28 protein-coding genes are annotated in these 25,851 nt (G+C 63.8%); 22 read left to right on the top strand and 6 right to left on the bottom strand.

The window, feature by feature from the left end; all coding sequences use genetic code 11:
- The first annotated feature begins 20 nt into the window (after positions 1-20).
- Both recR and HDE76_RS05190 read left to right on the top strand, forming a co-directional pair.
- Positions 21-614: a recombination mediator RecR gene (gene recR / locus HDE76_RS05195; protein WP_179481666.1), complete on the top strand. Its 594-nt coding sequence runs from the start codon at positions 21-23 to the stop codon at positions 612-614.
- Between the two features lie 20 nt (positions 615-634).
- The gene (locus HDE76_RS05190; RefSeq protein WP_179481665.1) at positions 635-979 is read left to right on the top strand and encodes a histidine triad nucleotide-binding protein; all 345 of its coding nucleotides are present in this window, start codon (positions 635-637) and stop codon (positions 977-979) included.
- Between the two features lie 129 nt (positions 980-1,108).
- On the opposite strand, the gene HDE76_RS05185 is transcribed toward HDE76_RS05190, so the two are convergent.
- The 6 genes from HDE76_RS05185 to HDE76_RS05160 form a co-directional block, all read right to left on the bottom strand.
- Positions 1,109-1,696: a Slp family lipoprotein gene (locus tag HDE76_RS05185; protein WP_179481663.1), complete on the bottom strand. Its 588-nt coding sequence runs from the start codon at positions 1,694-1,696 to the stop codon at positions 1,109-1,111.
- 45 nt (positions 1,697-1,741) lie between these two features.
- Positions 1,742-3,739, bottom strand: a complete 1,998-nt coding sequence (locus HDE76_RS05180) for a DUF3488 and transglutaminase-like domain-containing protein (RefSeq protein ID WP_255457871.1) — start codon at positions 3,737-3,739, stop codon at positions 1,742-1,744.
- Positions 3,736-4,689: a DUF58 domain-containing protein gene (locus HDE76_RS05175; protein ID WP_184505856.1), complete on the bottom strand. Its 954-nt coding sequence runs from the start codon at positions 4,687-4,689 to the stop codon at positions 3,736-3,738. Before HDE76_RS05175 ends, HDE76_RS05180 begins: the two co-directional genes overlap by 4 nt.
- Positions 4,689-5,630 carry an AAA family ATPase gene (locus HDE76_RS05170; protein ID WP_179481659.1) on the bottom strand — a complete coding sequence of 314 codons (942 nt, stop codon included), beginning with the start codon at positions 5,628-5,630 and terminating at the stop codon, positions 4,689-4,691. The genes HDE76_RS05175 and HDE76_RS05170 overlap by 1 nt, the downstream gene beginning before the upstream one ends.
- Positions 5,631-5,794: 164 nt before the next feature.
- Entirely contained in the window at positions 5,795-6,394 is a 600-nt protein-coding gene (locus HDE76_RS05165) for a Maf family protein (protein ID WP_343205659.1), read from the bottom strand.
- Positions 6,391-6,843 (bottom strand): hypothetical protein, encoded by a 453-nt coding sequence (locus tag HDE76_RS05160; RefSeq protein WP_179481655.1) that lies wholly within the window; start codon positions 6,841-6,843, stop codon positions 6,391-6,393. Before HDE76_RS05160 ends, HDE76_RS05165 begins: the two co-directional genes overlap by 4 nt.
- A 149-nt stretch (positions 6,844-6,992) precedes the next feature.
- Between HDE76_RS05160 and HDE76_RS05155 the strand changes: the two genes are divergently transcribed.
- From HDE76_RS05155 to nuoE, 20 genes are all read left to right on the top strand, one after another.
- A complete protein-coding gene (locus tag HDE76_RS05155; protein WP_255481449.1) occupies positions 6,993-7,511 on the top strand; it encodes a YceD family protein in 519 nt (172 codons plus the stop codon).
- Positions 7,512-7,594: 83 nt separating this feature from the next.
- Positions 7,595-7,789: a 50S ribosomal protein L32 gene (gene rpmF / locus HDE76_RS05150; protein WP_179481653.1), complete on the top strand. Its 195-nt coding sequence runs from the start codon at positions 7,595-7,597 to the stop codon at positions 7,787-7,789.
- A 163-nt stretch (positions 7,790-7,952) separates the two neighbouring features.
- On the top strand, positions 7,953-8,927 hold the full coding sequence (locus HDE76_RS05145; RefSeq protein WP_184505854.1) for a beta-ketoacyl-ACP synthase III: 975 nt from the start codon (positions 7,953-7,955) through the stop codon (positions 8,925-8,927).
- A gap of 148 nt (positions 8,928-9,075) precedes the next feature.
- Entirely contained in the window at positions 9,076-10,023 is a 948-nt protein-coding gene (gene fabD / locus HDE76_RS05140; protein ID WP_179481649.1) for an ACP S-malonyltransferase, read from the top strand.
- A 55-nt stretch (positions 10,024-10,078) separates the two neighbouring features.
- Complete coding sequence (gene fabG / locus HDE76_RS05135) at positions 10,079-10,822, top strand: 3-oxoacyl-ACP reductase FabG (RefSeq protein WP_179481648.1); 744 nt, start codon at positions 10,079-10,081, stop codon at positions 10,820-10,822.
- 264 nt (positions 10,823-11,086) lie between these two features.
- Positions 11,087-11,326, top strand: a complete 240-nt coding sequence (gene acpP / locus HDE76_RS05130; protein ID WP_007805185.1) for an acyl carrier protein — start codon at positions 11,087-11,089, stop codon at positions 11,324-11,326.
- Between the two features lie 239 nt (positions 11,327-11,565).
- Positions 11,566-12,804, top strand: a complete 1,239-nt coding sequence (gene fabF, locus HDE76_RS05125) for a beta-ketoacyl-ACP synthase II (RefSeq protein ID WP_179481646.1) — start codon at positions 11,566-11,568, stop codon at positions 12,802-12,804.
- Positions 12,805-12,806: 2 nt separating this feature from the next.
- Positions 12,807-14,171, top strand: a complete 1,365-nt coding sequence (locus HDE76_RS05120) for an aminodeoxychorismate synthase component I (protein ID WP_179481645.1) — start codon at positions 12,807-12,809, stop codon at positions 14,169-14,171.
- Positions 14,171-14,998: an aminodeoxychorismate lyase gene (pabC, locus tag HDE76_RS05115; protein WP_179481643.1), complete on the top strand. Its 828-nt coding sequence runs from the start codon at positions 14,171-14,173 to the stop codon at positions 14,996-14,998. The genes HDE76_RS05120 and pabC overlap by 1 nt, the downstream gene beginning before the upstream one ends.
- The gene (mltG, locus tag HDE76_RS05110) at positions 14,995-16,032 is read left to right on the top strand and encodes an endolytic transglycosylase MltG (protein WP_184505852.1); all 1,038 of its coding nucleotides are present in this window, start codon (positions 14,995-14,997) and stop codon (positions 16,030-16,032) included. The genes pabC and mltG overlap by 4 nt, the downstream gene beginning before the upstream one ends.
- A gap of 5 nt (positions 16,033-16,037) precedes the next feature.
- Positions 16,038-16,685 (top strand): dTMP kinase, encoded by a 648-nt coding sequence (tmk, locus tag HDE76_RS05105; protein ID WP_179481773.1) that lies wholly within the window; start codon positions 16,038-16,040, stop codon positions 16,683-16,685.
- Complete coding sequence (gene holB, locus HDE76_RS05100) at positions 16,682-17,617, top strand: DNA polymerase III subunit delta' (RefSeq protein ID WP_179481639.1); 936 nt, start codon at positions 16,682-16,684, stop codon at positions 17,615-17,617. Before tmk ends, holB begins: the two co-directional genes overlap by 4 nt.
- Positions 17,608-18,579: a PIG-L family deacetylase gene (locus HDE76_RS05095; RefSeq protein WP_184505850.1), complete on the top strand. Its 972-nt coding sequence runs from the start codon at positions 17,608-17,610 to the stop codon at positions 18,577-18,579. Before holB ends, HDE76_RS05095 begins: the two co-directional genes overlap by 10 nt.
- Positions 18,580-18,770: 191 nt before the next feature.
- On the top strand, positions 18,771-21,656 hold the full coding sequence (locus HDE76_RS05090; RefSeq protein WP_184505848.1) for an EAL domain-containing protein: 2,886 nt from the start codon (positions 18,771-18,773) through the stop codon (positions 21,654-21,656).
- Between the two features lie 153 nt (positions 21,657-21,809).
- The gene (locus tag HDE76_RS05085) at positions 21,810-22,157 is read left to right on the top strand and encodes a PilZ domain-containing protein (protein WP_184506635.1); all 348 of its coding nucleotides are present in this window, start codon (positions 21,810-21,812) and stop codon (positions 22,155-22,157) included.
- A gap of 246 nt (positions 22,158-22,403) precedes the next feature.
- Positions 22,404-22,760, top strand: coding sequence for an NADH-quinone oxidoreductase subunit A (gene ndhC / locus HDE76_RS05080; RefSeq protein WP_179481633.1), 357 nt, complete (start codon positions 22,404-22,406; stop codon positions 22,758-22,760).
- The gene (locus HDE76_RS05075) at positions 22,751-23,308 is read left to right on the top strand and encodes an NADH-quinone oxidoreductase subunit B (RefSeq protein ID WP_179481631.1); all 558 of its coding nucleotides are present in this window, start codon (positions 22,751-22,753) and stop codon (positions 23,306-23,308) included. Before ndhC ends, HDE76_RS05075 begins: the two co-directional genes overlap by 10 nt.
- A gap of 10 nt (positions 23,309-23,318) precedes the next feature.
- Positions 23,319-24,047 carry an NADH-quinone oxidoreductase subunit C gene (locus tag HDE76_RS05070; RefSeq protein ID WP_184505846.1) on the top strand — a complete coding sequence of 243 codons (729 nt, stop codon included), beginning with the start codon at positions 23,319-23,321 and terminating at the stop codon, positions 24,045-24,047.
- 26 nt (positions 24,048-24,073) lie between these two features.
- On the top strand, positions 24,074-25,303 hold the full coding sequence (locus HDE76_RS05065; protein WP_255457873.1) for an NADH-quinone oxidoreductase subunit D: 1,230 nt from the start codon (positions 24,074-24,076) through the stop codon (positions 25,301-25,303).
- An 18-nt stretch (positions 25,304-25,321) separates the two neighbouring features.
- Positions 25,322-25,849 (top strand): NADH-quinone oxidoreductase subunit NuoE, encoded by a 528-nt coding sequence (nuoE, locus tag HDE76_RS05060; RefSeq protein WP_179481625.1) that lies wholly within the window; start codon positions 25,322-25,324, stop codon positions 25,847-25,849.
- The last annotated feature ends 2 nt before the right edge of the window (positions 25,850-25,851 follow it).

The following is a 25,851-nucleotide window of genomic DNA, read 5'->3' as shown; positions in this document are numbered from 1 at the left end:
TTGATTGACTACGCGCATTCATGAGCAAGCTGCTGAATGATTTGATCGAAGCACTGCGCTGTCTGCCCGGCGTAGGCAATAAGAGCGCGCAGCGTATGGCCTTCCATTTGCTGGAGCGCGAACGCGAGCGCGGGCTGAAATTGGCTGCGACGCTGGAGCAGGCGATGCAGCGCATCGGCCGCTGTACGCAGTGCCGAAACTTCAGCGAGGACCCGCTGTGCCCACTGTGTGCCAGCAGCAGCCGCGACCGTCAGGTGCTGTGCGTGGTGGAGTCGCCGACGGATCTGGCCGCGATCGAACAGGCCACCGGCTTTCGCGGTCAGTACTTTGTGCTGATGGGCCGGCTGTCGCCGCTGGACGGTCTGGGACCGGAGGAGCTCGGCCTGGCGCAGCTCACCCAGCGCCTCGGCGAGGGCGAGATCGAAGAAATGATCATCGCCACCAATCCCACGGTGGAAGGCGAGGCGACCGCGCACTATCTCGCCCAGCTGGCGCGGGCGGGCGGGGTGCGTCCGACGCGCCTCGCCCACGGCGTGCCGCTTGGCGGTGAACTGGAATATGTCGATCGCGGCACGCTCGCGCACGCCTTTGGCAGCCGACAGCTGCTGGATTGAACCCACCAAGGAACCCGGCCATGAGCGACACCATTTTCAGCAAAATCATCCGGCGCGAAATTCCCGCGGACATCGTCTTCGAGAGCGACGACGTGCTGGCTTTTCGCGACGTGAACCCCCAGGCCCCGGTGCACGTGTTGTTTATTCCGAAAAAACCGTTCGCCACGCTCAACGATGTCTCAGTGTCAGACTCCGAACTACTGGGCAAACTGCTGCTCGCTGCTGCCGCTTACGCTAAGCAGGAGGGTTTTGCCGAGCAGGGCTATCGGACGGTGATCAACTGCAATGAGGATGGGGGACAGACGGTGTTTCATCTGCACGTGCATTTGCTCGCTGGGCGTCACATGCATTGGCCGCCGGGTTGAACTGCTGCCGAGCCGAGTGGGGCGATTCAACGCTCGCCGAAATGGCTCCTGCATTTCCCGCGTAATGATCATACATGGCAATGAAAAACGCCGGCATCGAGCCGGCGTTTTTAATTGAGCGAGACGCGTTCAGTGGTGGACTGGGCGCACCACGATGACGCGCGGGCCGCCCCAGCCGTAGCCACCCCAGCCACCGCCCCAGTAGCCACCGTAGTAACCCGGGCCCCAAGGGCCACCCCAGAACGGGTCGTAGTAGCCCGGGTAGCCGTAATTGGCCACGCGCTTGGGCCACAGGTAAACCACGTCGGCCTCGACGCGCGGATAGGCGTAGTCGAAGTTGCCGACCTTCTGCGATACGGTGCCGTGCAACGTGCCGGTGATGGTCAGCTCGCGGCCGCGAGTGAATACTTCCGGATCGTAGAAGCCGGTACGGCAGGCGACGAAACGCCCCTGGTTGTCGCCATCATTGGCGCCGCGTGTCGGGCGCGCCTCGCTGTCCAACGGCCGCGACAGAATATAGAAACAGGTTTCCTGCGGACCCGGTTCGGTTTTGATGATCTCGCCACCCCAGCGTACGCGGGTGCCGCCAGCGCCGCCCTGCTGGGCGCTGGCCGTGGTGATGTTGGTGTAGTTGCCTTGCAGCGGCTGCGGCACCGTCACGCAACCGCCCAGCAGGGCGATGGCAGCGACAAGAGCGAGCGGACGATAGAGTGACATGGCGGCATCTCCGGAAGGACGACGGCATACGCCGTCAGATTGGGTTCATTTGACCACGCTAACGACTCGAAAATCCCTCACCGCGCGCTGGAAGGCGCGCAGCGGTTCAGGTGCCGGTATGTCATTTGCATAACGTAGTTCAAGGTAATGCGTCATCAGCGTCGCAAGTTCATCACGTTGGTGCGGCAGCGCGCGTGCAGCGCGGCTCAGGTAATGTTGCGGACCTTCACTAGGCCGCCGCACTATTCCCTTTCGCGCCAGCGTTTTTTCCAGCTCGCGCAATGCTTCGCGCAGCTCGTCGCGTGGCTTTCTACGCAGCAGCGCCCAACCCAGTCCGATGGCGATAAAAACCACGCTGCCGATCGCCAGCAGCAAACCTAGCGTCGCCGTATCCATGTCGCGCACGCCAAACGGAGTGAGCAAGCCGCGCTGACGCAGCGAGTCGAAGCCGATAACGCCTTGATCCCACCAGCGGTTGACGATGTCCCAGCGATTGCGCACGCCCTGCAGCCAATCGTTGCGATACCAGGAAAGCTGATCGCCGGCCGCCGCTGCCGCGCCCAATGAGACACGTTCCGGACGCACCGCGCCGGTGGGGTCGACACGCACCCAGCCGCGACCTTCCAGCCACACCTCGCTCCACGCGTGCGCGTCGGAGTTGCGCACCAACAGATAGTTACCTAGCTTGTTCCAAAAGCCGCCCTGATAACCGGTGACCACGCGCGCAGGAATGCCCGCATCGCGCATCAGCATCGTAAAGGCCGAGGAGTAGTGCTCGCAAAAACCTTCGTGTGTAAAGAAAAGAAAATCATCGATCGAATCGCGGCCCAGCGATGCCGGCGCCAGCGTGTAGCGAAAGCCGCCGTCGTGAAAAAGCGATAAAGCCGCCTGCACGATGGCAGCATCGTTATGGCCGAATTGCTGCCGCCACTGCGTCGCCAACGCGAGCGTGCGCGGATTGAAACCGATCGGCCGCTGCAGCCCGAGCCGGCGTGCGCGATCGTCCAGCTCGGGTTGCAGGCGATAGCGCAGGGCCGAACGTAGCGTGTAGCTGAGTTGGTCGTTGACCGGTTTGTCGGCCACTATTTCGTGGTCCGACAATAACTGCGCCTGCGCCGGTGCATTCAGCGCCACATCGAGAGCGGGCAGCACCCGCTGATGCGTGGGCACGAGGCTGATGCTGTAACCGATTGTGGTGGCGGCCTCGATCGGTGTCGCCGATTGATTCTCGCCGCGCCGAACAAACGGGCGGCGCCAGCTGCGGCCGTCGAACTCCCACATGACGTAGGCACGAAAGTAGCGCAGGTCCGGCGGCGGCACCTCGCGGTCGAACGTCACACGCAGGGCGGGGCGATCGTCGGTCAGCAGATCGGTGAAGTTGCCCGGTGACATGCTGTCGCTCAAGCCGGTGTGAGCCTCGTCCGGTGTGGGCGCGCCCCACAGCGGCTCGCTCAAACGCGGCACCAGCAGAAAGGCGAGCAGCGCCATCGGCAGCGCCGCAGCCAGCAATCCCAGCCCGGGCAGCAGCGTGTGCGGCAGACTGGTTTGTTGCTGCGCCGGCTCCAGCGCACGCAGCGTCGCCAGCGCCGGCAGTAGACCGATCGCCACCACGAAGGTGACGACCAGACCCTGGTCGATCAGCAGCGCACTCATCAGTGCGAAGCAGGCAAAGCCGGCGCCGACGCGTATGTCGCGCGGTGTTTCCGTCTCCAGCAACTTCAGGACAAGCAGGCCAACAGCCAGTGCCGTGCCCGGTTCACGCCCAAAGATGTTGCCGTAGCTGATGATCACCGCCAGGGTGAGCAAGGCCAGCACGGGTATCTTCAGCCACGCCGGCACGCGACCCGTCTGTTGTCGCCGCTGCCACCAGCGCCAGCCGAGGATCAACGCCAACCCGATGCTCAGCCACCACGGCAGATGCGAAGCGTGTACCACCAGCACCAGCGCAACGGTGATGCTGAGCAGGTCGAATGTACGGTTGTCGATCGCCGGCTCGACGGATTTCTTGCGTCGTATCCAGGACGTCAGGTCGACGGCCATCATGGCAATTGCGCCAGCGTGCTCATGCAGTTGGCATAGTGCAGTGGGCCGCTGCTGGCGGCAATTTCGGTGCCCGGCACCCATAGGCTGTAGCTGCGTCGTTCGGCCTGCGCCTCGCCGATCCAGCGCGCCAGCCGGGCGATCCGCGACTCGCTGTCCATGCTCGTGAGCAGCCGCCAGTCGAGCTGCCACTGCGGGCGGTTCTGCGGCTGCTCGAAGTCCTTGACCAGCAGGTTGTCGTGATGTGCGCTGGCCTTCCACGCGATGTGGCGCTGCGGGTCGCCGGGGCGGTACTCGCGCAACGCCGCGAGTTCATCGCCGCGGTAGAGCCGCATGTGCCGCGCATCGTCCGCTGGCGCTCGCGGCGGCGGACCGGACAATTCCGATCGCGGCCACACCAGCACGGATTGATCCGGATGCAGCCAGCTCCACGCGCGAAACAGCCCCAGCGGCCAGGTCGTCCAAAGGCGGATGCGCGGCAGCGGCAGCCAGCCGCGATCAAAGGTCTGCAGGGTCAGCTTCACGGCAGCGGTGCCGTTGGCGTCGATGGCAAACGCAGTGAACGCGTCATCGATATCGAGGCGGATCGCGCTGCGTGTGCGCAGCGTCTCGAAGGTCAGGGTCAGCTCGATCGGCTGGCCGGCTACCGCATGCCCCGCGCGAATCTGCGTAAGCCGCAAGCCGTCGAGGCTGCGGAATCCGAACAGCATGCTGGTCGAGCTCGCCGCGCCGAGCAGGCAGGTCAACAACAGGGCCGCATTGTTCGAATAGTTGAGCGCACCGACCAGCATGACCAGGAGCAGAATGGAAAAGCCCAGGCCGAACATCGTCGGCACAATATAAATGCGCCGCCGATGCAGTTCGATCGGCAGCGTCTCCGGGCGACGGTAACGGGTCAGCGCAGGCAGACGACGCTCGGCCCAGGTTTGCAGGCGCTGCAGCATGCCGCGCATCAATCCACCGCCACCTCGGCCAGCAGTTGGCGCGCCAGCAGATCACCGTTGGCGCCACGTGCCGGCAGCAGGCGATGCGCCGCCAGCGGCACGAACAGGGCCTGGATATCTTCGGGCAGTACATGCGAACGGTTGCTCAGCAAGGCCCAGGCGCGCGCGGCGGCCAACAGCGCTAGACCAGCGCGTGGTGACAGACCTACGCGGATATCGGCATGCCGGCGGCTGGCGGCCAGCAGGGCCTGCAGATAGTCGAGCAGGGCGGCGCTGGCGGTGATCGCTTGCGACTGCCGGTTCAGTGCGAGCAGCGCCGCACCATCGAGCTGCGGCGTGAGCTGCGCCAGCAGATCGCGACGATCGCTGCCGGTCAGTAGCGATCGTTCGGCGGCAGCGTCGGGATAATCCAGCGACAGGCGCAGCATAAAGCGATCGAGCTGCGAGTCGGGCAGGGGAAAGGTGCCGTTGAGGTCGAGCGGGTTCTGCGTCGCCACGACGAAAAACGGCGGCGGCAGCGTATGCGTCTGGCCATCCACGGTCACCTGATTTTCGGCCATCGCCTCCAGCAGCGCGCTCTGCGTCTTCGGGCTGGCGCGATTGATTTCGTCGGCCAGCAACAGGCCTGTAAAGATGGGCCCGGGATGAAAGCGGAAGGTCGCGGTTTCACGCTCGTAGATGCTGACGCCGATGATGTCCGACGGCAGCAGGTCGCTGGTGAACTGCACTCGCTGAAATTCCAGCGCAAACGTAGCGGCCAGCGCATGGGCGAGGGTGGTTTTGCCGACGCCCGGCACGTCTTCCAGCAACAAATGGCCGCCGGCGATGAGGCAGGCGAAGGCCAGTTTCACCTGCCGCGGCTTACCCAGCAGAACCTGATTGACCTGAGTCATCGCGGCTTCAAGATGTTTTTGCAGAGTCTCGTCGCGCGGCTGGATAGTGGCGGCCATGGGTCTTCTTGGGTTTGGCGGGAGGTCGAAGCGGCGTACGCAGGGCTGAGTCAGTGTAGCTTTCGCCTTCGCCTGTTGGCGATATTTTGCTCGGATGCCTAGAGCGTGCGACGAAATGAGCGAGGTACGCAGATAATCCAGAATGCTGCTGCGTAGCCAGCGTGTTACGGGATGACGACTCCGCACTCGCGCAACAGTCGCGCTAGCGCGATCAGCGGCAGTCCGATCAGCGCGCTGGGATCCCGATTGTCGATGCGCTCGAACAAGCTGATGCCCAGTCCTTCGCATTTGAAGCTGCCGGCGCAGTCGAGCGGCTTCTCGCGTTCGACATAGCGCTCGATCTCGGCCCGATCGAGTCGGCGAAAATGCACGCGGGTGAGATCGACATGCGTATGCCGGCTGCCGTCGCGTGTATCGAGCACGCACAGCGCCGTGTGGAACTGCACGATGCGGCCGGAGCTCATGGCCAATTGACGGCAGGCGTTTTCGACACTACCGGGCTTGTCCAACGTCAGCCCGTCGAGTTCGGCCACCTGATCCGAGCCGATCACCAGCGCATCTTGCAGCCCCTCGGCCGCCGCCTGCGCCTTTGCTACCGCTAGCCGTAAGGCCCGCGTGCTGGCTGTTTCGCCCGCGAGCGCCGCCTCATCGGTGCCCGGCGCTCGCTGTTCGAAGTCGACAATCAGCCGTCGCAGAAGCTCGGCGCGATAGCGCGAGGTCGATCCAAGCACGATGCTTACCGCACGTTCCCGATCGGTGCTCACGCTTCCGGCTCGCGGCGGATGTGCTCCCGCATGGCGCTGTTGAGATCGCGTTGGGCCTGAGTCAGCGCCTGCAGCAGCGGCTGCAGGCGATTTCGGGCGGCTGTCATCGACAGTGCCGCCTCGTCCAGCTCGCGCTCGCTCGCTCGGGACGAACGGTCGCGTATCCACAGCCGTTGCTGCAGCAGAGCGCGCAGGCCGGCGTCGATCGCGTTTTGCGCGTCCTGCTCGCTGGCTGCCGGCAGATCGGGGTTGAGCGACATCACGGCATGGGCCTGCTGTAGGCCGCTGCGACAGGTCTTGAGGTCTACCTCGAGCCGGTCGGCCAGGTCGAGCAGATGCTGAAGGCTAGCGGTGCGCTTTGCCTGGCGGCGACGAGACAAGGCCATCCAGGCTGCCACAGCAATAACAAGTACGGCGATGGTGGCTGCGCCGAGCGTCAAATTGGGCATTCACGACACTCGGGCTCGGCTGCAATGCGCTGCAGTTTGCCGCATAGCGACCGGATAGGGCAAAATGTGCGGCCGATTCAGCGAATTAAGCCCGTTTTCTAACTGTATCAGTTGACTTAAGCGCGCCGGAAACCTAACATTTACAGATTATGTCCGTGACGCTGCCAGAGTCCGTGGACGCTTGGCGCATGGTTTCGGCGCGGCGTTCATTTGAAGGAACGCTACCCATCGCGACTTTGGCGCGCCTGTGCGAGGCACTGTCGTCGACTGATGGGTTGGTGGAATACGGCATGGATTTTGGCCGTGACAGCCTCGGCATCAGCTACGTCGACGTTCGCGCGCAGGCATCGCTGAGTGTGGTTTGCCAGCGTTCGCTCGAACCGTTTGCGTTGCCGGTGGTGGTGAATACGCGACTGGGCTTGATCAAGCATGAGCGCGACGAAGCGGGTTTGCCGCCTGATTGCGAGCCGCTGCTGGTTGCCGACGATGGTCGGATGAGTCTGGCCGCTGTCATTGAAGACGAATTGTTGTTGGCGTTGCCGCTGGTGCCGGTCAATCCGGAAAGCAGGCTGCCCGACGAAGTGACAAGCCACGAGTCGGAAGAGGAATCTTCCGGCGAGGGGCGTTCGGAGAATCCGTTTGCGGTCTTGCGCGAACTGAAGAAGTAACTACAAGAAATAGCCACCGGCCCGGGTCGTCGATCCAGGTCACGTTGATTCAGACCACTCAAGTTTTCTGTTGGAGAAATGCCATGGCAGTTGCCAAGAGCCGCCGTACCCCGTCCACCCGCGGCATGCGTCGTTCGCACGACTCGCTGAAGACCGTGCAGCTGTCCACCGATCCGACCAGCGGCGAGGTGCATCTGCGCCACCACGTCACCAAGGACGGCTACTACCGTGGCAAGAAAGTGATTGAAACCAAGGGTGCGGTGTCGGTCGACGATTGATGGTTCGTCGGGAACCCTACCCGGTTCCCGATGGTGTCCATGAAGGCGAAACGGCGCGATGACGCGCCGTTTTGCGTTTCTACCCGATGGAAAGTAACGTGGCGCAGTTGATTTCGACGCTGCAATGCTGCGCGATACCCGAGCTTTGGTTGATGGATAAACGATGACCCAGATCTACTCCCGCATTATCGCGACCGGCAGCGCCTTGCCCGAGCGCGTGGTAACCAACGCCGATCTGGAAAAGATCGTCGATACGAGTGACGAGTGGATACGCACGCGTACCGGCATTCGCCAACGTCACATCGCGGCGGACGGCCAGACGACCGGCGACCTCGCTTTCGACGCCGCGCAGCGCGCGCTGGAGGCCGCCGGCGTCAGGGCATCCGAGCTCGATCTGATCGTATTGGGCACCACTACGCCCGACCTGATTTTTCCGTCGACCGCCTGCCTGGTGCAGCATCGGCTCGGCGCCAACGGCTGCGCGGCGTTCGACGTCAATGCGGCCTGCTCGGGTTTCGTCTATGCGCTGGGCGTCGCCGACAAGTTCATCAAGAGCGGAGCATCGAAGAAGGTGCTTGTGATCGGTGCCGAAACGCTGACTCGCATGGTCGACTGGACCGAGCGCGAAACCTGCGTGCTGTTCGGTGACGGCGCCGGTGCCGTCGTGCTGGAAGCGTCCAGCGAACCGGGCATTTACGCCACCTGCCTGCATGCCGATGGCGGCCACAAGAATCTGCTGTACAACCCGGTCGGCGTATCGGTCGGCTTTACCGACGAGCCGAATCACGGTGTGCGCATCCGTATGGCTGGCCGCGAAGTATTCAAGGTTGCGGTGAAGACGCTCGACTCGCTGGTCGACGAAACCCTGCAGGCCGCCGGCATGCAGGAGTCGGACATCGACTGGTTGATTCCCCATCAGGCCAATCTGCGCATCATCGAAGCCACTGCCAAGCGTCTGAAGATGTCGATGGATCGTGTGATTGTCACGGTCGACCAGCACGCCAATACCTCGTCCGGCTCGGTGCCGCTGGCGCTGGATCACGCCGTGCGCTCGGGCAAGGTGCAACGTGGCCAGAACCTGTTGCTGGAAGCGTTCGGCGGCGGCTTTACCTGGGCCTCCGCGCTGCTGCGTTATTGATAGCGACTCCACTGTTTTCCAGCTTCACCCATCGATGCCGCCTCCGTGCGGCATCGTTGCGTTTCGGTCCGGCGTTGCCGGATACAGCTGCGTATGGCGGCAGATGCTGGCACCATGGCGGTTTTCTCCGAACGAATTCGCTCGACTCATGAACGCAAAGTCCGCCTCGCTCGCTTTTGTTTTTCCCGGCCAGGGTTCGCAGTCGGTCGGCATGCTGGCCGAGCTGGCCGCTGCACACCCGGAAGTGCAGGCCTCGTTTGAGGAGGCGTCGCAGGGTGCCGGTCTCGATCTATGGAACCTGGCCGCGCACGGGCCGGAAGATCAGCTCAATCGCACCGAAAATACTCAGCCGGCCCTGCTGGCCGCCAGCGTGGCGGTGTGGCGTGTCTGGCAGAAGCTCGGTGGCGCACAGCCGTCGCAGTTCTCGGGCCACAGCCTGGGCGAATACAGCGCCCTCGTATGCGCCAATGCGCTGTCTTTGCACGATGCCGCGTCGCTGGTCGCCGAGCGCGGACGTTTGATGCAGGCGGCGGTACCGGCCGGCGTCGGCGCCATGGCGGCGATTCTCGGCGGTGACGATGCGCAGATTGCCGCCGTATGCGAAGAGGTCGCGCAGGGTCAGGTGGTCGCGCCGGCCAACTTCAATTCGCCCGGCCAGCTGGTGATCGCCGGCAATGCCGAGGCGGTCGATCGCGCGCTGGCGCGGCTGGCCGAACTGGGCGTAAAGAAGGCCATCAAGCTCGCCGTGTCGGTGCCATCGCATTGTGCGCTGATGCGCGATGCGGCCGATCGTCTGGGTGAGCGGATGGCGTCGATTTCATGGCGGCTGCCGTCGACTCCGGTCGTGCAGAACGCCGAAGCCAGGAAATATACCACCGTCGACGATATCCGCAGCGCGCTGCAGCGCCAGCTGTATCTGCCGGTGCGCTGGACGCAGTGCGTGCAGGCGCTGGCCAGCGGCGGTGCCACGCGACTGGCCGAGTGCGGTCCGGGCAAGGTATTGACCGGTCTGATCAAGCGTATCGACAAGAGTCTCGAAGCGCGCGCCATCGGTACGCCGACCGATATCGACACCGCCGTTGCCGAATGGGTCTGACCGGGCACGCTTTTTTCGATAGCAATCTTCACTCCGCGAACATCAGGACAAATCGATGAGCAATACCCTGCAAGGTGAAATCGCGCTGGTCACCGGCGCCAGTCGCGGCATCGGTGCCGCCATCGCCGACGAGCTGGCTGCCATGGGCGCCACGGTCATCGGCACGGCGACCAGCGAAAGCGGCGCGGCGGCCATCGGCGAGAGGCTGGCCGCCAGCGGCGGGCACGGCCGCGTGCTGAACGTCACCGACAGCGCGGCGGTCGAGGCGCTGGTCGACGGTATCGGCAAGGAGTTCGGCGCGATTTCGATTCTCGTCAACAACGCCGGCATTACCCGCGATCAGCTGCTGATGCGTATGCGCGAAGAAGACTGGAACGTGATCCTCGATACCAATCTCAGCTCGGTCTATCGCACGTCGAAGGCGGTGATGCGCGGCATGATGAAGGCACGCAAGGGTCGCATCATTTCGATCGCCTCGGTGATCGGGCTGACCGGCAATCCGGGCCAGTCCAATTACGCAGCGGCCAAGGCCGGCATCATCGCGTTCTCCAAGTCGCTGGCGCGCGAGATCGGCTCGCGCGGCATCACGGTGAACGTGGTGGCACCCGGTTTTATCGATACCGACATGACCAAGGCGCTGCCGGAAGAGTCGAAGCAGGCGCTGCTGGGACAGATCGCGCTGGGTCGGCTCGGTGACGTGGCCGATATCGCCAAGGCGGTGGGCTTTCTGGCCTCGCCCGCGGCGGCGTACATCACCGGCGAAACCCTTCACGTCAACGGCGGCATGTATATGCCGTAGGAGCCTATCGGGCTTTAGCGGTCGAGGCCTATTTGCGGCCCGGCCAGCTAAAGTCCGACACGCTCCTGAGGCCTGTGGACCGGGTGGTCGCCAGCGGGCACGTTTTAGGCGACAATTACCCTTTCGTGACGGTCGACTCGGCCGTCACTACGTATCATCGGCACATCGTGGCGGCTTCCCGGCGAAGCCACTACAATGCCGCCGGGCTTGTGCAGGCACTCGCCTGCATGGACAAACAACTACTCCTTGAGAGGTATGGGCAACATGAGCACCATCGAAGAGCGCGTCAAGAAAATCGTCATCGAACAGCTGGGCGTAAAGGAAGATGAAGTCACGGCGAACGCGTCGTTCGTAGACGATCTGGGCGCTGATTCGCTCGATACGGTGGAACTGGTCATGGCACTCGAGGAAGAGTTCGAGACCGAGATTCCGGACGAAGACGCCGAAAAGATCACCACCGTGCAGCAGGCTGTGGATTACATCAAGGCCCACTCCAAGGATTGATCGATCCGACATGGGTCGGATCGGAGCCTGGCAGCGACGTTGCCCGACCACCGATCTGGCCACATCGAACACTGCGCCTCTACCGGCGCAGTTTTCATTTCTGCATTTTGTAACGTCCTATCCCGTATGGTGCGCGCTGCGTCTGCGTTGCTGCCGATGACGTATCTATCGAATGCGCCGCTCGCCGATGCGCCGTTTGACCAACCACTGCGGATTGACGGATTACCAAGGAACACAGCATGAGCAAGCGTCGAGTAGTAGTCACTGGCATGGGCATCATTTCCCCGGTTGGCAACGACATTGCCAGCGCATGGGATCGCGTCGTCAAAGGGATCAGTGGCATCGTCCCGGTCACGCATTTCGATGCTTCTGCCTACGCCACCCGCATCGCCGGTCAGGTCAGCGATTTTGACCCGGCCCAGTGGATGGCGGCGAAAGACGTCAAGAAGATGGACCCTTTCATCCACTACGGTGTGGCGGCCGGCACGCAGGCACTGAAGGATTCCGGTCTGGAGATCACCGAGGCCAACGCGCCGCGTATCGGTGTGGCTGTGGGCGCCGGCATCGGCGGGCTGTACACGATCGAAGCCACCACGCTCGATCTGGCCGCCAAAGGCCCGCGCAAGGTGTCGCCGTTCTATGTGCCAAGCTCGATCATCAACATGGTTTCCGGCCAGTTGTCGATCATGTTCGGCCTGAAGGGGCCGAATATTGCCTGCGTCACCGCCTGCACCACGGGCTCGCATAACATTGGCTTGGCGGCGCGAATGATCCAGTACGGCGACGCCGACGCGATGATTGCCGGCGGTACCGAATTTGCGACCACCGGCACGGCAATGGCCGGCTTCTGCTCGGCCAAGGCCATGTCTACCCGCAACGACGAGCCGACCAAGGCCAGCCGTCCGTGGGACAAGGACCGCGACGGCTTCGTGCTGTCCGACGGCGCCGGCGTATTGATGCTGGAAGAATACGAACACGCCAAGGCGCGCGGTGCCCACATCTATGCCGAGCTGGTCGGCTTCGGCATGAGCGGCGACGCCTTCCACATGACCGCGCCGAGCGAAGGCGGCGAAGGCGCGGCGCGCTGCATGCAGACCGCGTTGAACGATGCCGGCCTCAACGCGTCCGACGTGCAGTATGTGAACGCGCACGGCACCTCGACGCCGCTGGGCGATCTTGGCGAAGTAATGGCAGCAAAAACGGTCTTTGGCGATCACGCCTATAAGCTGGCGATGAGTTCGACCAAGTCGACCACCGGGCATCTGCTCGGTGCGGCCGGTGGCGTCGAGGCGATCTTTTCGATCCTGGCGCTGCGCGATCAGGTGCTGCCGCCGACGATCAATCTCGACGAGCCCAGCGAAGGCTGCGATCTGGATTTCGTGCCGAACACCGCGCGCGAGGCCAAGATCGACGTGGCGATTTCCAACTCGTTCGGCTTTGGCGGCACCAACGGCACGCTGGCATTTCGCCGCGTCTGAGCGTGGAAAAGCACGGTCCGGCGCTCAGCCGGCGAGTTCTCGGCGGCCGGCGCGATCTGCTCGCGCCGGCCGCCGCCTTTCCGGCGCGCTATCCCTGCCTGCTCGAAAGCGTGGTGCGCGGCACAGCGCAGTCGCGTTACGACATCTTGTTTGCGTTTCCGCGTGAGGCGCTGACGCTGCTTGCCGATGGCATCGTGCGCGATGGAGCAGGGCAGGTTGTTGGCAGTGCCTTTCTCGATGCGCTGGACGCTGCATGGAGAGCGGAGCGCGTTGCATACGCCGAGGATGATCAGCTGCCGTTTCATGGCGGTTGGGTGCTCCTGCTGGCTTATGAACTTGCCGGTGAAATCGAGCCGCGCCTGCGGCTGCGTCCACCGTCGTCTCTACCCGTGGCGTTGGCCGTTCGTTGTCCTGCGGCGGTCATCGTCGATCACGTTCGCGATTGCACGTTTCTGATCGCCGAAGCGGGTGACGAAAGCTTGCTCGATCAGCTCGAGACCGATCTCGCTGCGGCGCCGCCGATTCCTCCATTGCCGCCGTTGAAGGCATGGCGTGAGGATGCGCCCGAGTCGTTTCTCAACGGCGTGGAACGCATCCACGAATATCTGCGCTCCGGCGATATTTTTCAGGTAAACCTGTCGCGTGCCTGGCATGCGCAGTACGCCGAAGCGCCGTCGCCCGCGTCGCTTTACCGTCAACTGCGACAGGCCAATCCCGCACCGTTTGCCGGCTTGCTGCAGCAGCCTGAGTGGGCGGTGGTGAGCTCGTCGCCGGAGCGGCTGGTCGAGGTGCGGCAGGGTCTGGCGCAGACCCGACCGATCGCGGGCACGCGCGCACGCCTGCCGGGCGATGATGATGGGGAGCGCATTCGCGAACTCACCGCCCATTCGAAAGAACGCGCCGAGCATGTGATGCTGATCGATCTGGAGCGTAACGATCTGGGCCGCGTTTGCGTGCCCGGCACGGTCGAGGTCGACGAGCTGATGGCGGTAGAGAGTTATGCCCACGTTCACCACATCGTCTCCAATGTTAGAGGCCGACTGCGCGCCGATGTCACGCCCGGCGGAGTCATCGCCGCCACGTTTCCGGGCGGCACCATCACCGGTTGCCCGAAGGTGCGCTGCATGGAAATCATCGCCGAACTGGAAGACGCTCCGCGCGGCGCCTATACCGGCGCACTGGGCTATCTCGATCGCAACGGCGACCTCGATCTGAACATCCTGATACGCACGCTGACGCTGTCGGGCGCCGAGGTCAGCCTGCGCGCCGGCGCCGGCATCGTGGCCGATTCGATGGCTGTGCTCGAACTCGATGAAACTCGCGCCAAGGCCCGCGGACTGCTGCGAGCACTCGGAGTGCCGGATTGATGGCCGTGGCCACGCTGATCAACGGCTCGTCCGAGCGCGCGATTTCTCCCATGGATCGCGGGCTGGCCTACGGCGACGGGCTGTTCGAAAGCATCCGCTTCGTCGGCGCAAAAGCGCCGCTGTGGCAGCGGCATATGCGGCGGCTCGACGAGAGCTGCCGACGTCTGCGCATGCCGGCACCCGACCCCGGACAGCTCTGGGAAGAAGCGAGTGCTGTCCGTCGTGATCTGCCGCACGCCGTCGTGCGCATCACGTTGACCCGCGGCGTAGGCGAGCGCGGCTACGCACCCCCGGCGCGGCCGTCGATGACCCGCATCGTGGCAGCTTTCGCGGCGCCCGTCGTGCCATCGGAAAATTATGCGGATGGCGTGTGCGTTCGTCTGTGCGAGCTGCGAATGGCAGCGCAACCCGCGCTTGCCGGCATCAAGCATCTCAATCGGTTGGAGCAGGTGCTGGCGCGCGCCGAGTGGAACGAGCCGGCGGTTGCCGAGGGCTTGCTCTGCGACAGCGACGACCGTGTCGTCTGCGCCACCATGGCCAACGTTTTTGCCGTCATCGACGGTGCGCTGCTAACGCCGTCGGTGGATCGCTGCGGCGTCGCCGGCGTGGCGCGCGCCGAGGTGTTGCAGGCATTTCCGCAGGCGCAAATCGGCGATATTTCGCTGGATGCGCTGCGGATGGCCGAGGAAATCTTTCTGACCTCCAGCGTGCGGGGCATCGTGCCGGTAAGCTTGCTCGGCGATCGTGTGTATGCGCCGGGTACCATCACCCGCAAAGTTCAGCAGCATTGGCACACACTGGGGTTTTCGATGGAGCAGGCAGGATGAGCCGCAGAACGATAAAAGGCGGCGCGTTGGCGAAGTCGCTGTGGACGATCGTGCTGCTGATCATCGTCGGCGGGGTGGCCTACGGCGCCTACGATTACAACCGCTTTACCAGCGCGCCGCTGCATGTCGCGGCGCCGGGCGAAAGCATCGATATTGCGCGCGGCACGGGTTTCCGGAATATCGTGACGGACCTGCAGCAGCGCGGCGTGAGCGATGCCAACGGACTTTATTGGCGTCTGCTGGCCGAGCAGATGCGCGTGGCGGGCAAGCTGCATGCCGGTGAATATGCCATCGATGCCGGCATGACGCCGCGCCAGCTGCTGGCCAACATGGCCGCCGGCAAGGTGCTGCAGCGCAATTTCACTATCGTCGACGGCTGGACCTTTGCCGAGCTGCGTCAGGCGCTGGTCCATGCCGACAAGCTCAGGCACGACAGCGTGGGGCTGGACGACGCCACCGTGATGCAGAAAATCGGTGCTGCCGGCGAAGCCCCCGAGGGCCGCTTTCTGCCGGAGACCTATGCCTACGTGAAAGGTGACAGCGATCTGGATATTCTCAAGCGGGCGCACGGCGCGATGAGCAAGATGCTCGATGCGCTATGGCCGCTGCGCGACAAGGATCTGCTGCTGGCCACGCCGTACGATGCACTGATTCTGGCCTCGATCGTGGAGAAAGAAACTGGCCGCGCCGACGAGCGTCCGCGCATCGCCGGCGTATTCGTGCGGCGGCTGGAAAGCCACATGATGCTGCAGACCGATCCCAGCGTGATCTACGGCATGGGCGCGCAGTACACCGGCAATATTCACAAGAGCGATCTGACTACCGATACGCCGTACAACACGTATACCCGCGCCGGCTTGCCACCGACGCCGATCGCCCTGCCAGGCAAGCCTGCACTGGAAGCGGCGCTGCATCCGGCCGCGGGTAACGACCTGTATTTTGTCGCTCGCGGCGACGGCGGGCACATATTCGCCAGCACGCTCGAAGCGCACAATCGCAATGTCGACTGCTACCAGCGGAAGCATTGCCAGTGAGTGCTATAGCGCAGGCCACAACGCGTGGAAAATTCATCAGCCTCGAAGGCGGCGAGGGCGCGGGTAAAAGCACCTTGCTGACCGGGCTGCGCGCGACCATCGAGCAGCATGGTTTCACCCTGGTGCAGACGCGCGAACCCGGCGGTACGCAACTGGGCGAGGCTGCACGTGCCATCGTGCTCGATCCCGCGCAGCGTGGCCTGACCGCCGAAGCGGAACTGCTGCTGATGTTCGCCTCACGCGCGCAGCTGGTGCGCGAGGTGATTGCCCCTGCGCTCGATACCGGGCAGTGGGTGCTGTGCGATCGATTTGCCGATGCCAGTTACGCGTATCAGGGCGGTGGGCGCGGCCAGCCGGTCGAGCGCATCGCCGAGCTGGAGCGCTGGGCCTGCGCCGGGCTCAAGCCCGATCTGACGCTGCTGCTCGATCTGCCCGTGGCGACCGGCCGCGCCCGCGCCGCCGGTCGCGGTGAGGCGGATCGCATCGAGGTCGAGGCGGATGCGTTTTTCGAACGCATTCGCTCGACCTATCGGGAGCGCGCGGCGGCCGAGCCGGATCGCTTTCGCGTGCTCGATGCCAGCCAGTCGCCGGCCGACGTGCTGAGAGCGGCTACTCAGGCCATCGCCGAATTATTTGCAGGTCGGCCGTCATGAGCGCCTTGCCCTGGCATGCCGAGCACTGGTCGCGCCTGCAGTCGCGCCGTCAGCGCGATGCGCTGCCGCATGCGCTGCTGGTCTGCGGCGCTGCAGGTCTGGGCAAGCGCGAGTTCGTGCAGCGTTTCGTCAACGGGCTGTTGTGCGAGCAGCCGGTCGATGGCGACGCCTGCGGGCACTGCCGTCGCTGCCTGCTGCTGGCGGCGGGCAGTCATCCGGATCTGATCGAGCTGAGCTTCGGTCTGCGCAAAGACGGCGTGCAGCGCAGCGAAATCGTGGTCGACCAGATCCGCGATCTGTCCGCCCGGCTGGCCATGAGCAGCCAGTTCGGCGGCTGGCAGGTGGCGCTGATCGATCCAGCTGACGCGATGAACCCGGCCGCCGGCAATGCGCTGCTGAAAACGCTGGAAGAGCCCTCGCCGCAGACCATGCTGATCCTGATGGCGGATGCGCCATGGCGTTTGCCGCAGACCATCCGCAGCCGCTGCCAGCGCATCGAGTTTCATCTGCCCGACGCTGCCGAGGCGCTGGCGTGGCTGCAGGCACAGGGCGTGCGTGACGCGGCCGGCGCGCTGGCGGCTGCGGGTGGCAATCCAGGCCTTGCCAGCGCATGGGCGCAGGAAGGCGCGCTCGATCGCCGGCTCGAAGTGCGCAAGGATCTGGCCGCGCTGGCGGCCGGTCGCGGTCAGCCGATGGAAGTGGTCAAGCGCTGGCTGGATAACGAGCCGGCCCAGCGCCTGTGGTTCGCCGCGCAGGCCGCGGCCGATGAAATCCGGTCCAAGGTCACGGATAAACCCGGCCCGCTTGCCAGCGCGTTGAACGCCGAGACGCTCGACCAGTGGTACAACGCGGTCAATCGCACGCGGGAAAGTCTGCGCGGTCCGCTGCGCGCCGACCTGCTGCTGCTGGAACTGCTGGCGCAATGGCGTTGACGGCCGCGGCCGTCAGCGTGCGCCCATCGTCTTCCACGCTGAAGCTGCCGGCCTTTTCCGCGCAGACTCGTCTGCTGGTGATCGCGCCGCATCCGGATGACGAGACGATCGCCAACGGCGTGCTGATCCAGCGCGTCCGCGCCGCCGGCGGTGAGGTGAAGCTGGTGCTGCTGACCGCGGGCGAGAACAATCCCTGGCCGCAGCGCTGGCTCGAGCGGCGACTGTGGATCGGCGCGGCCGACCGGCAGCGCTGGGGGCAGCGTCGCCACATTGAATTGCGTCAGGCGCTGCAACAGCTGGCTGTTCCATCGGCCGCGCTGCAAACGCTGGAATGGCCGGACATGGGCGTGACCGATGTTCTGCTGCACTCCGGTTCGCGTGCCGTGGAGGAGCTGGCCGCGGCCATCCGTGCGTTTTGTCCCAACATCGTCGCCATGCCGTCGATGGATGACCGTCATCCAGACCACGGCTCCGCTTATGTGCTGACCCGGCTGGCTTTGGCATCGCTGTCGGATGCGCCGCTGCAGCTGGCTTATCTCATCCACGGACATAGCGCACACGAGCGCTTTGTCGACATGATCGGAACGCCCGAACAGTCGGCCACCAAGCTGCAGGCGCTGAACGCACATCATAGCCAGATGGCTTTGAGCGGCAGTCGCATGCGCCGGCTTGCCGGCCGTGTCGAACGCTATACGCAGGTTTTGCCGGCGTCGCCGACATCACGCGATGCGCTCCCCTGGCGGCCGCCGACGTGGTTGCGGCCGCTGCTGCGCCTGAGCGTGGTCGATCGGTCGTCCGTGCAGACCTGGCCGTGGTCGCGGGCGCCGCTGCAGCGCGACGGTGAGGGCAGGTATCGTCTTGAGTTACCGGATGCAGCCGCGGGCGGACCGCGTTTCGCCCGACTGGCGTGCGCGCTCCCCTCGCTGTGGATCTTCGATCGCTGGGGCTGGTGCGAAATCTGAGAGATCGGTGCGGCCCTTGCATCGGTTGAGCGACAGCGCTAGCTTCGCCGCAGGGGGAACGACCACGCCGATGTTAGGGACCAGTGCAAAGCTGCTGGTGGCGTTGTCTGGACCGACAAGAACGCCGCCGACCTGTTTGCCTCCGGGCGGACGGCAGGTGGACGGACTCCGTTTACCGGCTGGCTACCTGCATGCGTACTTCGGATCAGAATCCACGACGGGTTGACCCCGGGCTGAAACCTCGGAACGTATCCAGCGAAAGCCGGTACGCGGTGCTTTCCGATCTCGGTCAATTACTGCTGCGCTCGCTCGATCCTGCCGTGCTCTACGAAGCGGTGATCGAGGTGCTGGAGCGGCGTATCGGCGCGCGTCTGGTGATGGTTGGCGAGGTGGATCGCGCCATTGGATGGTTTCGGCGCATCGCACCGGCGCGCGTTCCGGCGGGAATGGAAGATATTTATCCCGAGCGGCTGCCGTTCGCCGTGGCGACGCCCTCATTCTGGGAGGGCACGCCGCAGCTGGAGGCCGATATCGCGCACCTGTCGGGCATGGAGAGTTTTCGCATGGCCTTCAGGCGCCACGGCGTCACTTCGTCGATCGCGGTGCCGGTGCTGACTTTCGGCGAAGTGCAGGCCGGTCTGGTAATACGTTCCTCCGATGTCGATTTTTTCTCGACGGCGATGATCGAGCTGTTGCAGCAGGCGGCGTGGAGTATCGGCCTGGGGCTTGAGGCCTATCAGCAGCGAATGCGCCTGCTGCAGTCGCTGCGCGAGGAAGCGCGCCAGCGGCAGGCGCTGCGGCTGCTCAGCGAAATGATCAAGGTGGTCTCGCGAAGCGGGGAGGAACCGCAACTGCTGGCCGATGCCTGCCATGTTGCCCGACACGTCGGCGATTACGCCCTGGCATGGATCGGATTGTCGCCGGACCCGATCGAACCCGGCATCCAGTGGCGGGCACGTCATGGCTTCAGCCACGACAACGAGGCAGGCAGCGGTAGCACGGTGCTGGTTGAAGGGTTTGCCGAGGAAATAGCTCGGCTGACGCTGCAGGCCGGAGAGCCGCAGGTCAGGTACCTCTCTTCTTGCGGACTCGACGAGCGCCCGACGGACGATCCCGCGATGCCGCTGCGCGCGCTGCTGGCATTGCCGCTGCGGATCGATGACGTTGCGGTCGGTGTGTTTGTCATCGGCACCGCCGAGGCCGATGCGTTCAACGCTATCGAGATCCAGGTGTTCTCGGAAATGGGGATCGAACTCGGCCTGGGTATCCAATTTCAGCGCGCACGCGCGGCCCGTCTTGCGGCCGAGCGGGAGCTGCGCTTCAACCTGCAGCATTTCCGCACGATTCTTTCGCATCAGCACTCGGGCATTCTGGTGATCTCCGAGGAAGGGCGGGTGATGTTCGCCAACAAGGCATTCTGCGAGCTGTACGGCTTCGAGCAGACACCGGCCGAATTAGAGAACCGGGCATCGAGCGTGATCTTCGATCGGCTCACGCATGCCTACCGCGATCCCGACGCGGAATTTCTGCGGCTTCGGGAAATCCTGCGCCGAGGAGAGGCCATCAAAGATGAGGAAGTCCACATGCGCGACGGGCGCATCTTGCTGCGCGACTTCACGCCTATCTATATTGACGGCATCCGCCACGGACGCATCTGGAATCAGCGCGATATCACGTCGCAGAAAACGCAGCAGGCCAGCGTCCACCGCCTGGCGTTCTACGACGTGGTCACCGGGCTGCCCAATCGGCGCCTGCTGTTCGATCTGCTTGAAAAAGCGCGGGCCGGCACGCGACAGCATGCCTCGCTGTTGGCCATAGGCGTGCTGGATCTGGATCGCTTCAAGAGTGTCAACGACACGATCGGACACGGCGGCGGCGATCAGGTGCTGGTGGAAGCTTCTGTGCGGGTGCGCAGCCTGCTGCGCACGGTCGACGTGCTGGCCCGGTTCGGTGGCGACGAGTTTGCGCTGATGATCCCCGGCCTGGACAGCAAGGAGCAGCTCGACGCGATCAGTCGCTGCATCCTGCAGGCGCTGCGGCTGCCGTTTCATTGCAGTGGCGAGCAGCTGCACCTGTCGGCCAGCATCGGTTGGACGCTGTTTCCGCTCGATTCCGCCGATGCCGAAGGGTTGGTACGCCATGCCGATCTGGCCATGTACGCGGCTAAACAGCAGGGCAAGGATCGCGGCGCCTTCTACGAGCCGCAGATGGAGCAGGAGCAACTGCGTCTGCAGGCCATGCGCGAGCGCGTCGCCCAGGCGCTGGTGCAGTCGAGATTGCGGCTACTGTTTCAGCCGATCGTCTATGTTGACGGTCTTGCGGGGCCGCAAGGTGTGGCCAGCATGGAGGCGCTCATCCGTCTGCATGACGACGAACTGGGTCTGATCGAGCCAGCCAACTTCACTCATGTACTGGATGATCCGCAGCTGGCGCGGCCAATCGGTCGCTTCGTGTTGGGCGAAGCTTTCAAGCATTGCCGGGAATGGCTGCAGCAGGGCGCGTCGATTCCGGTGTCGGTGAACATCAGCACGCGGCACCTGCTGCATCCGGCGTTCTTCAGCGACATCGACGTGGCGTTGGACGCTTATCCCGAAGTGATGGACGTCGGCTTCTGCATCGAAATCACCGAAACCGGTCCGAGCATGGATCATGTGCAGGCCGCCGTGGTGATCGAGGAGTGCCGTCGCCGCGGCATTCGCGTGGGCCTGGACGATTTCGGCACCGGCAGCGCGTCGCTGAGCCATATCCAGCAGCTCGATATCGAACATATCAAGCTCGACCAACGTTTTGTGCGGGATATCCTCGGCGACGATCGCAATATGGCCATCGCTGCCGGTGTGATCACCACGGCCCGCATGCTGGCCAAGTCGGTGATCGCCGAAGGCGTGGAGTCGCCGGAAGAGGGGGACGTGCTGGCGTCGCTGGGCTGCCATCAGCTGCAGGGGTTTTCCATTTCGCGCCCGATGCCGGGCTTCTCGGTGCCAGCGTGGGTGGCCGGCTGGCTGCCGCCGCCGTCTTGGAGTCGGCTGTCCGGCGAGCGCCAGTCCCTGCTGGACGGCCGGCAGCTCGGCGCCTGAGTACGCCATCGACGCCATGCGTCTGCGCAAAACGCATCGCGCGGTTGCACCCGATGCCGCCGCCGCGGTGGTGCGATGCCAGCGCAGCCTTTATGATCGAAGCATGGATCGGTCGATGCGTTCGGCCGGCAGGAGTCAAGTATGAAACCCGTGGTGGCCGCTGTCCGACAGGGCATCATCTCGCTGAAAATCAAAGATGCTCCGTCGCTTTACAACGCCTATATGCCGTTCCTCAAGAACGGCGGACTGTTTGCGCCGACAGCGCAACACTATGCCTTGGGCGACGAGGTGGTTCTGCTGGTCACGCTGGCCGAGGAAACCGAGCGTCTGTCGGTGGTCGGCAAAGTGGTATGGATCAGTCCGCTGGGCGCGCAGGGTAACCGCACGGCCGGCATCGGTGTGCACTTCAACGAATCGGGTGACGCCGAGGCGGCGCGCAGCCGCATCGAGAATATTCTTGCCGGCACGCTGAGCTCGGATCGTCCCACGCATACCATGTAACCGCGCCGTCGCGATCTGCGGTCAAACCGCACATTGCGGTCATTAGTGCTTGTCGTAGTACCCGTACGCGCTGGTACAATAACCAAGTTCGCGGACCCGTTCTTCGCGAAACGTCACATGCTTCGGGCCTCGCGCCTGCAAGTGTGGTCGATCAGCTCCCCGCTGCTCCGGCCCGACGAACCAAAAGCCGCCAGACCGTTTCCCCGCGGTCACTGATGCGCCGCACGGCGCGGAGGTAGTTGCATCGTGATTGCCGAATATTGGCCCGTTCTGTTGTTCATCGCCGTGGCGATCGGTCTGGGCCTGGCGCTTCTCGCCATTGGCCTGCTGGCCGGCCCCAGCCGCCCGGGTGCCGAAAAGCTGGCGCCGTACGAGTGCGGCTTCGAGGCGTTCGAAGACGCCCGCATGCAGTTCGACGTGCGCTATTACCTGCTGGCCATTCTCTTCATCATTTTCGATCTGGAAATCGCCTTCCTGTTTCCGTGGGCGGTGGTGTTTCAGAAGATCGGCGCCGTGGCGCTGATCGAGATGGCGTTGTTCCTGCTGCTGCTGGTGATCGGTTTCGCTTACGTCTGGAAGAAAGGGGCACTGGAATGGGAATGAGCAATTCCATCAGCCGGGTGATGCACAACCCGGAGCCGCTGAATCTGGTCGACGATATTCTGCGGCCGGCCGGCGACAACCCGATCGTCCAGCGCGGCTTCGCCACCACCAGTGTCGACGCGTTGATGAACTGGGCGCGCACCGGCTCCATGTGGCCGATGACCTTCGGTCTGGCCTGCTGCGCAGTGGAGATGATGCACGCCGGTGCGGCGCGTCTGGACCTGGATCGCTACGGCGTGATTTTTCGCCCCAGCCCGCGCCAGTCCGACGTGATGATCGTGGCCGGCACCCTGGTCAACAAGATGGCTCCCGCGCTGCGCAAGGTCTACGACCAGATGCCGGAGCCGAAGTGGGTGATCTCGATGGGCAGCTGCGCCAACGGCGGCGGCTACTACCACTACTCGTACTCGGTGGTGCGCGGCTGCGACCGCATCGTGCCGGTCGATATCTACGTGCCGGGCTGCCCGCCGACGGCCGAAGCGTTGATCCACGGCATTCTGCAGCTGCAGAAAAAAATTCGTCGCACCAGCACCATCGCGCGTTCGTAAGAGGCTCTTCATGTCCGACCCACATTCGAACGCGCTGGCCGACCGTCTCGCCGCGCGATTCGGCGAAACGCTCACTATCAGCACGGTCCGCAACGAGACCACCGCCGAACTGTCCGCCGCCGATCTCATCGCGGTCGCCACCGCTTTGCGCGATGAGTCGGCATTCCAGTTCAGCGAACTGGTGGATCTGTGCGGTATTGACTACCTCGGCTACAGCCAGGTCGAATGGGATACCGACTCGGTTTCAAGCACTGGCTTTTCGCGCGGCGTGGAAGGCCAGGCGATGGGCCGTTTCGACTGGGCCAGCCGACCGCTCAACGAGGACAAGCCGCGCCGCTTTGCTTCGGTCGTGCATCTGCTATCGATCGTGCACAACTGCCGCCTGCGTCTGCGCGTTTTCTGCGACGACGACACGCTGCCGGTGGTGCCGTCGCTCACTCTCATCTGGCCGGGCGTGAACTGGTTCGAGCGCGAGGCGTTCGACTTGTACGGCATTATTTTCGACGGTCACCCGGACCTGCGCCGCATTCTCACCGACTACGGTTTTGTGGGGCATCCGTTCCGCAAGGATTTCCCGCTGATCGGCAACGTCGAAGTGCGCTACGACCCCGAGCAGAAGCGCGTGATCTACGAGCCGGTGTCGATCGAGCCGCGCGTGCTGGTACCGCGCACCATCCGCAACGACGCCGACCTGATGCAGGCCGAAGCCGAAGCCGCCGACGACTGGCAGAGGAACTGATCGTGCAAGAGATTCGCAACTACACGATGAACTTCGGCCCGCAGCATCCTGCGGCGCACGGCGTGCTGCGTCTGATCATGGAAATGGACGGCGAAACCATCGTCCGTGCCGATCCGCATATCGGCCTGCTGCACCGTGGCACCGAGAAGCTGGCCGAGTCCAAGCCGTTCAACCAGTCCATCGGCTACATGGATCGGCTCGATTACGTCTCGATGATGTGCAACGAGCACGCCTACGTGCGCGCCATCGAAACCCTGCTGGGTATCGAGGCGCCGGAGCGTGCGCAGTACATCCGCACCATGTTCGACGAGATCACCCGCATCCTGAACCACCTAATGTGGGTGGGCTCGAACGCGCTGGATCTCGGTGCGATGGCGGTATTTCTGTACGCCTTCCGCGAGCGCGAAGAGCTGATGGACTGCTACGAAGCCGTTTCCGGCGCGCGCATGCACGCGACGTATTACCGGCCCGGCGGCGTGTATCGCGACCTGCCGGCGCAGATGCCGCAGTACCGCGAGTCGCCGTGGCACAAGGGCAATGACCTCAAGCGCATCAACAGCTGGCGCGAAGGCTCGATGCTCGACTACCTCGAGGCGTTCACCAACGATTTCCCAAGCAAGGTTGACGAATACGAAGAACTGCTCACCGGCAACCGCATCTGGAAACAGCGCACTGTCGGCATCGGCGTGATCAGTCCGGAACTGGCCCAGCAGTGGGGCATGACCGGCGCGATGCTGCGTGGATCGGGCGTGGAATGGGACCTGCGTAAAAAGCAGCCCTACGCGAAGTATGCCGATGTCGATTTCGACATTCCGGTGGGCGTCAACGGCGACTGCTACGACCGCTATCTGGTGCGCGTGGAAGAGATGCGCCAGTCCAACCGCATCATCCAGCAGTGTGTGAAGTGGCTGAAGGCGAATCCCGGTCCGGTGATGGTGAAAAACTTCAAGGTCGCGCCGCCCACGCGCTTTGAAATGAAGGAGGACATGGAAGCCATGATCCATCACTTCAAACTTTTCACCGAAGGCTACTGCGTGCCGGCCGGCGAAACCTACTGTGCGGTCGAAGCGCCCAAGGGCGAGTTCGGCTGCTACCTGGTTTCCGATGGCGCCAACAAGCCGTTCCGCGTGCATCTGCGCGCACCGGGCTTTGCCCATCTCTCGTCCATGGACACCATCGTGCGCGGCCACATGCTCGCCGACGTGGTGGCCATGATTGGCACCTACGATCTCGTGTTCGGCGAAGTCGACCGCTGAGTCCGAAGGAAAGCATCTATGAAAGTCACCGGACATTTTGACCAGGTCAAGAACGTCGACCCGCTGGTCGTGCTCAGCGAGCACACGCGTCATCACATCGACGCCTGGGTCGCCAAGTTTCCGCCCGACCGCAAGCGCTCGGCGCTGATCCAGTCGCTGTTCGCGGCGCAGGAGCAGAACCAGGGCTTTCTCAGCGACGACCTGATCGCCGCCGTGGCGAAGTACCTCGATCTGCCCACGGTCTGGGCGTACGAGGTGGCCAGCTTCTACTCGATGCTGGAAACCAAACCGGTCGGCCGCAACAATGTGGCGATCTGCACCAACATCTCATGCTGGCTCAACGGCGCGGACGACCTTGTGCGTCACTGCGAAAAGAAGCTCGGCGTAAAGCTGGGCGAAAGCACGGCCGACGGCCGCGTGTATCTGAAGAAAGAAGAAGAGTGCATCGCGGCCTGCGTGCGCGCACCGGCGATGACCGTCAACGGCCATTACCACGAGCATCTGGATATCCAGCAGCTCGACAAAATTCTGGACGGGTTGGAGTAGAT

It is taken from the genome of Rhodanobacter sp. ANJX3, assembly GCF_014200755.1.
GTDB lineage: Bacteria > Pseudomonadota > Gammaproteobacteria > Xanthomonadales > Rhodanobacteraceae > Rhodanobacter.
This window is presented reverse-complemented; position numbering and strand designations above follow the sequence as displayed.

Excerpts from the sequence above, each read along its gene's own strand:
- recR (WP_179481666.1), top strand. The coding sequence starts at position 21 with ATGAGCAAGCTGCTGAATGATTTGATCGAAGCACTGCGCTGTCTGCCC.
- HDE76_RS05065 (WP_255457873.1), top strand. The coding sequence starts at position 24,074 with ATGAACTTCGGCCCGCAGCATCCTGCGGCGCACGGCGTGCTGCGTCTG.
- HDE76_RS05155 (WP_255481449.1), top strand. The coding sequence starts at position 6,993 with ATGTCCGTGACGCTGCCAGAGTCCGTGGACGCTTGGCGCATGGTTTCG.
- HDE76_RS05145 (WP_184505854.1), top strand. The coding sequence starts at position 7,953 with ATGACCCAGATCTACTCCCGCATTATCGCGACCGGCAGCGCCTTGCCC.
- nuoE (WP_179481625.1), top strand. The coding sequence starts at position 25,322 with ATGAAAGTCACCGGACATTTTGACCAGGTCAAGAACGTCGACCCGCTG.
- HDE76_RS05175 (WP_184505856.1), bottom strand. The coding sequence starts at position 4,689 with ATGCGCGGCATGCTGCAGCGCCTGCAAACCTGGGCCGAGCGTCGTCTG.
- HDE76_RS05185 (WP_179481663.1), bottom strand. The coding sequence starts at position 1,696 with ATGTCACTCTATCGTCCGCTCGCTCTTGTCGCTGCCATCGCCCTGCTG.
- fabF (WP_179481646.1), top strand. The coding sequence starts at position 11,566 with ATGAGCAAGCGTCGAGTAGTAGTCACTGGCATGGGCATCATTTCCCCG.
- HDE76_RS05095 (WP_184505850.1), top strand. The coding sequence starts at position 17,608 with ATGGCGTTGACGGCCGCGGCCGTCAGCGTGCGCCCATCGTCTTCCACG.
- acpP (WP_007805185.1), top strand. The coding sequence starts at position 11,087 with ATGAGCACCATCGAAGAGCGCGTCAAGAAAATCGTCATCGAACAGCTG.
- HDE76_RS05170 (WP_179481659.1), bottom strand. The coding sequence starts at position 5,630 with ATGGCCGCCACTATCCAGCCGCGCGACGAGACTCTGCAAAAACATCTT.
- HDE76_RS05070 (WP_184505846.1), top strand. The coding sequence starts at position 23,319 with ATGTCCGACCCACATTCGAACGCGCTGGCCGACCGTCTCGCCGCGCGA.
- HDE76_RS05190 (WP_179481665.1), top strand. The coding sequence starts at position 635 with ATGAGCGACACCATTTTCAGCAAAATCATCCGGCGCGAAATTCCCGCG.
- HDE76_RS05160 (WP_179481655.1), bottom strand. The coding sequence starts at position 6,843 with ATGCCCAATTTGACGCTCGGCGCAGCCACCATCGCCGTACTTGTTATT.
- holB (WP_179481639.1), top strand. The coding sequence starts at position 16,682 with ATGAGCGCCTTGCCCTGGCATGCCGAGCACTGGTCGCGCCTGCAGTCG.
- HDE76_RS05090 (WP_184505848.1), top strand. The coding sequence starts at position 18,771 with ATGCGTACTTCGGATCAGAATCCACGACGGGTTGACCCCGGGCTGAAA.
- rpmF (WP_179481653.1), top strand. The coding sequence starts at position 7,595 with ATGGCAGTTGCCAAGAGCCGCCGTACCCCGTCCACCCGCGGCATGCGT.
- HDE76_RS05180 (WP_255457871.1), bottom strand. The coding sequence starts at position 3,739 with ATGATGGCCGTCGACCTGACGTCCTGGATACGACGCAAGAAATCCGTC.
- fabG (WP_179481648.1), top strand. The coding sequence starts at position 10,079 with ATGAGCAATACCCTGCAAGGTGAAATCGCGCTGGTCACCGGCGCCAGT.
- fabD (WP_179481649.1), top strand. The coding sequence starts at position 9,076 with ATGAACGCAAAGTCCGCCTCGCTCGCTTTTGTTTTTCCCGGCCAGGGT.
- HDE76_RS05075 (WP_179481631.1), top strand. The coding sequence starts at position 22,751 with ATGGGAATGAGCAATTCCATCAGCCGGGTGATGCACAACCCGGAGCCG.
- mltG (WP_184505852.1), top strand. The coding sequence starts at position 14,995 with ATGAGCCGCAGAACGATAAAAGGCGGCGCGTTGGCGAAGTCGCTGTGG.
- pabC (WP_179481643.1), top strand. The coding sequence starts at position 14,171 with ATGGCCGTGGCCACGCTGATCAACGGCTCGTCCGAGCGCGCGATTTCT.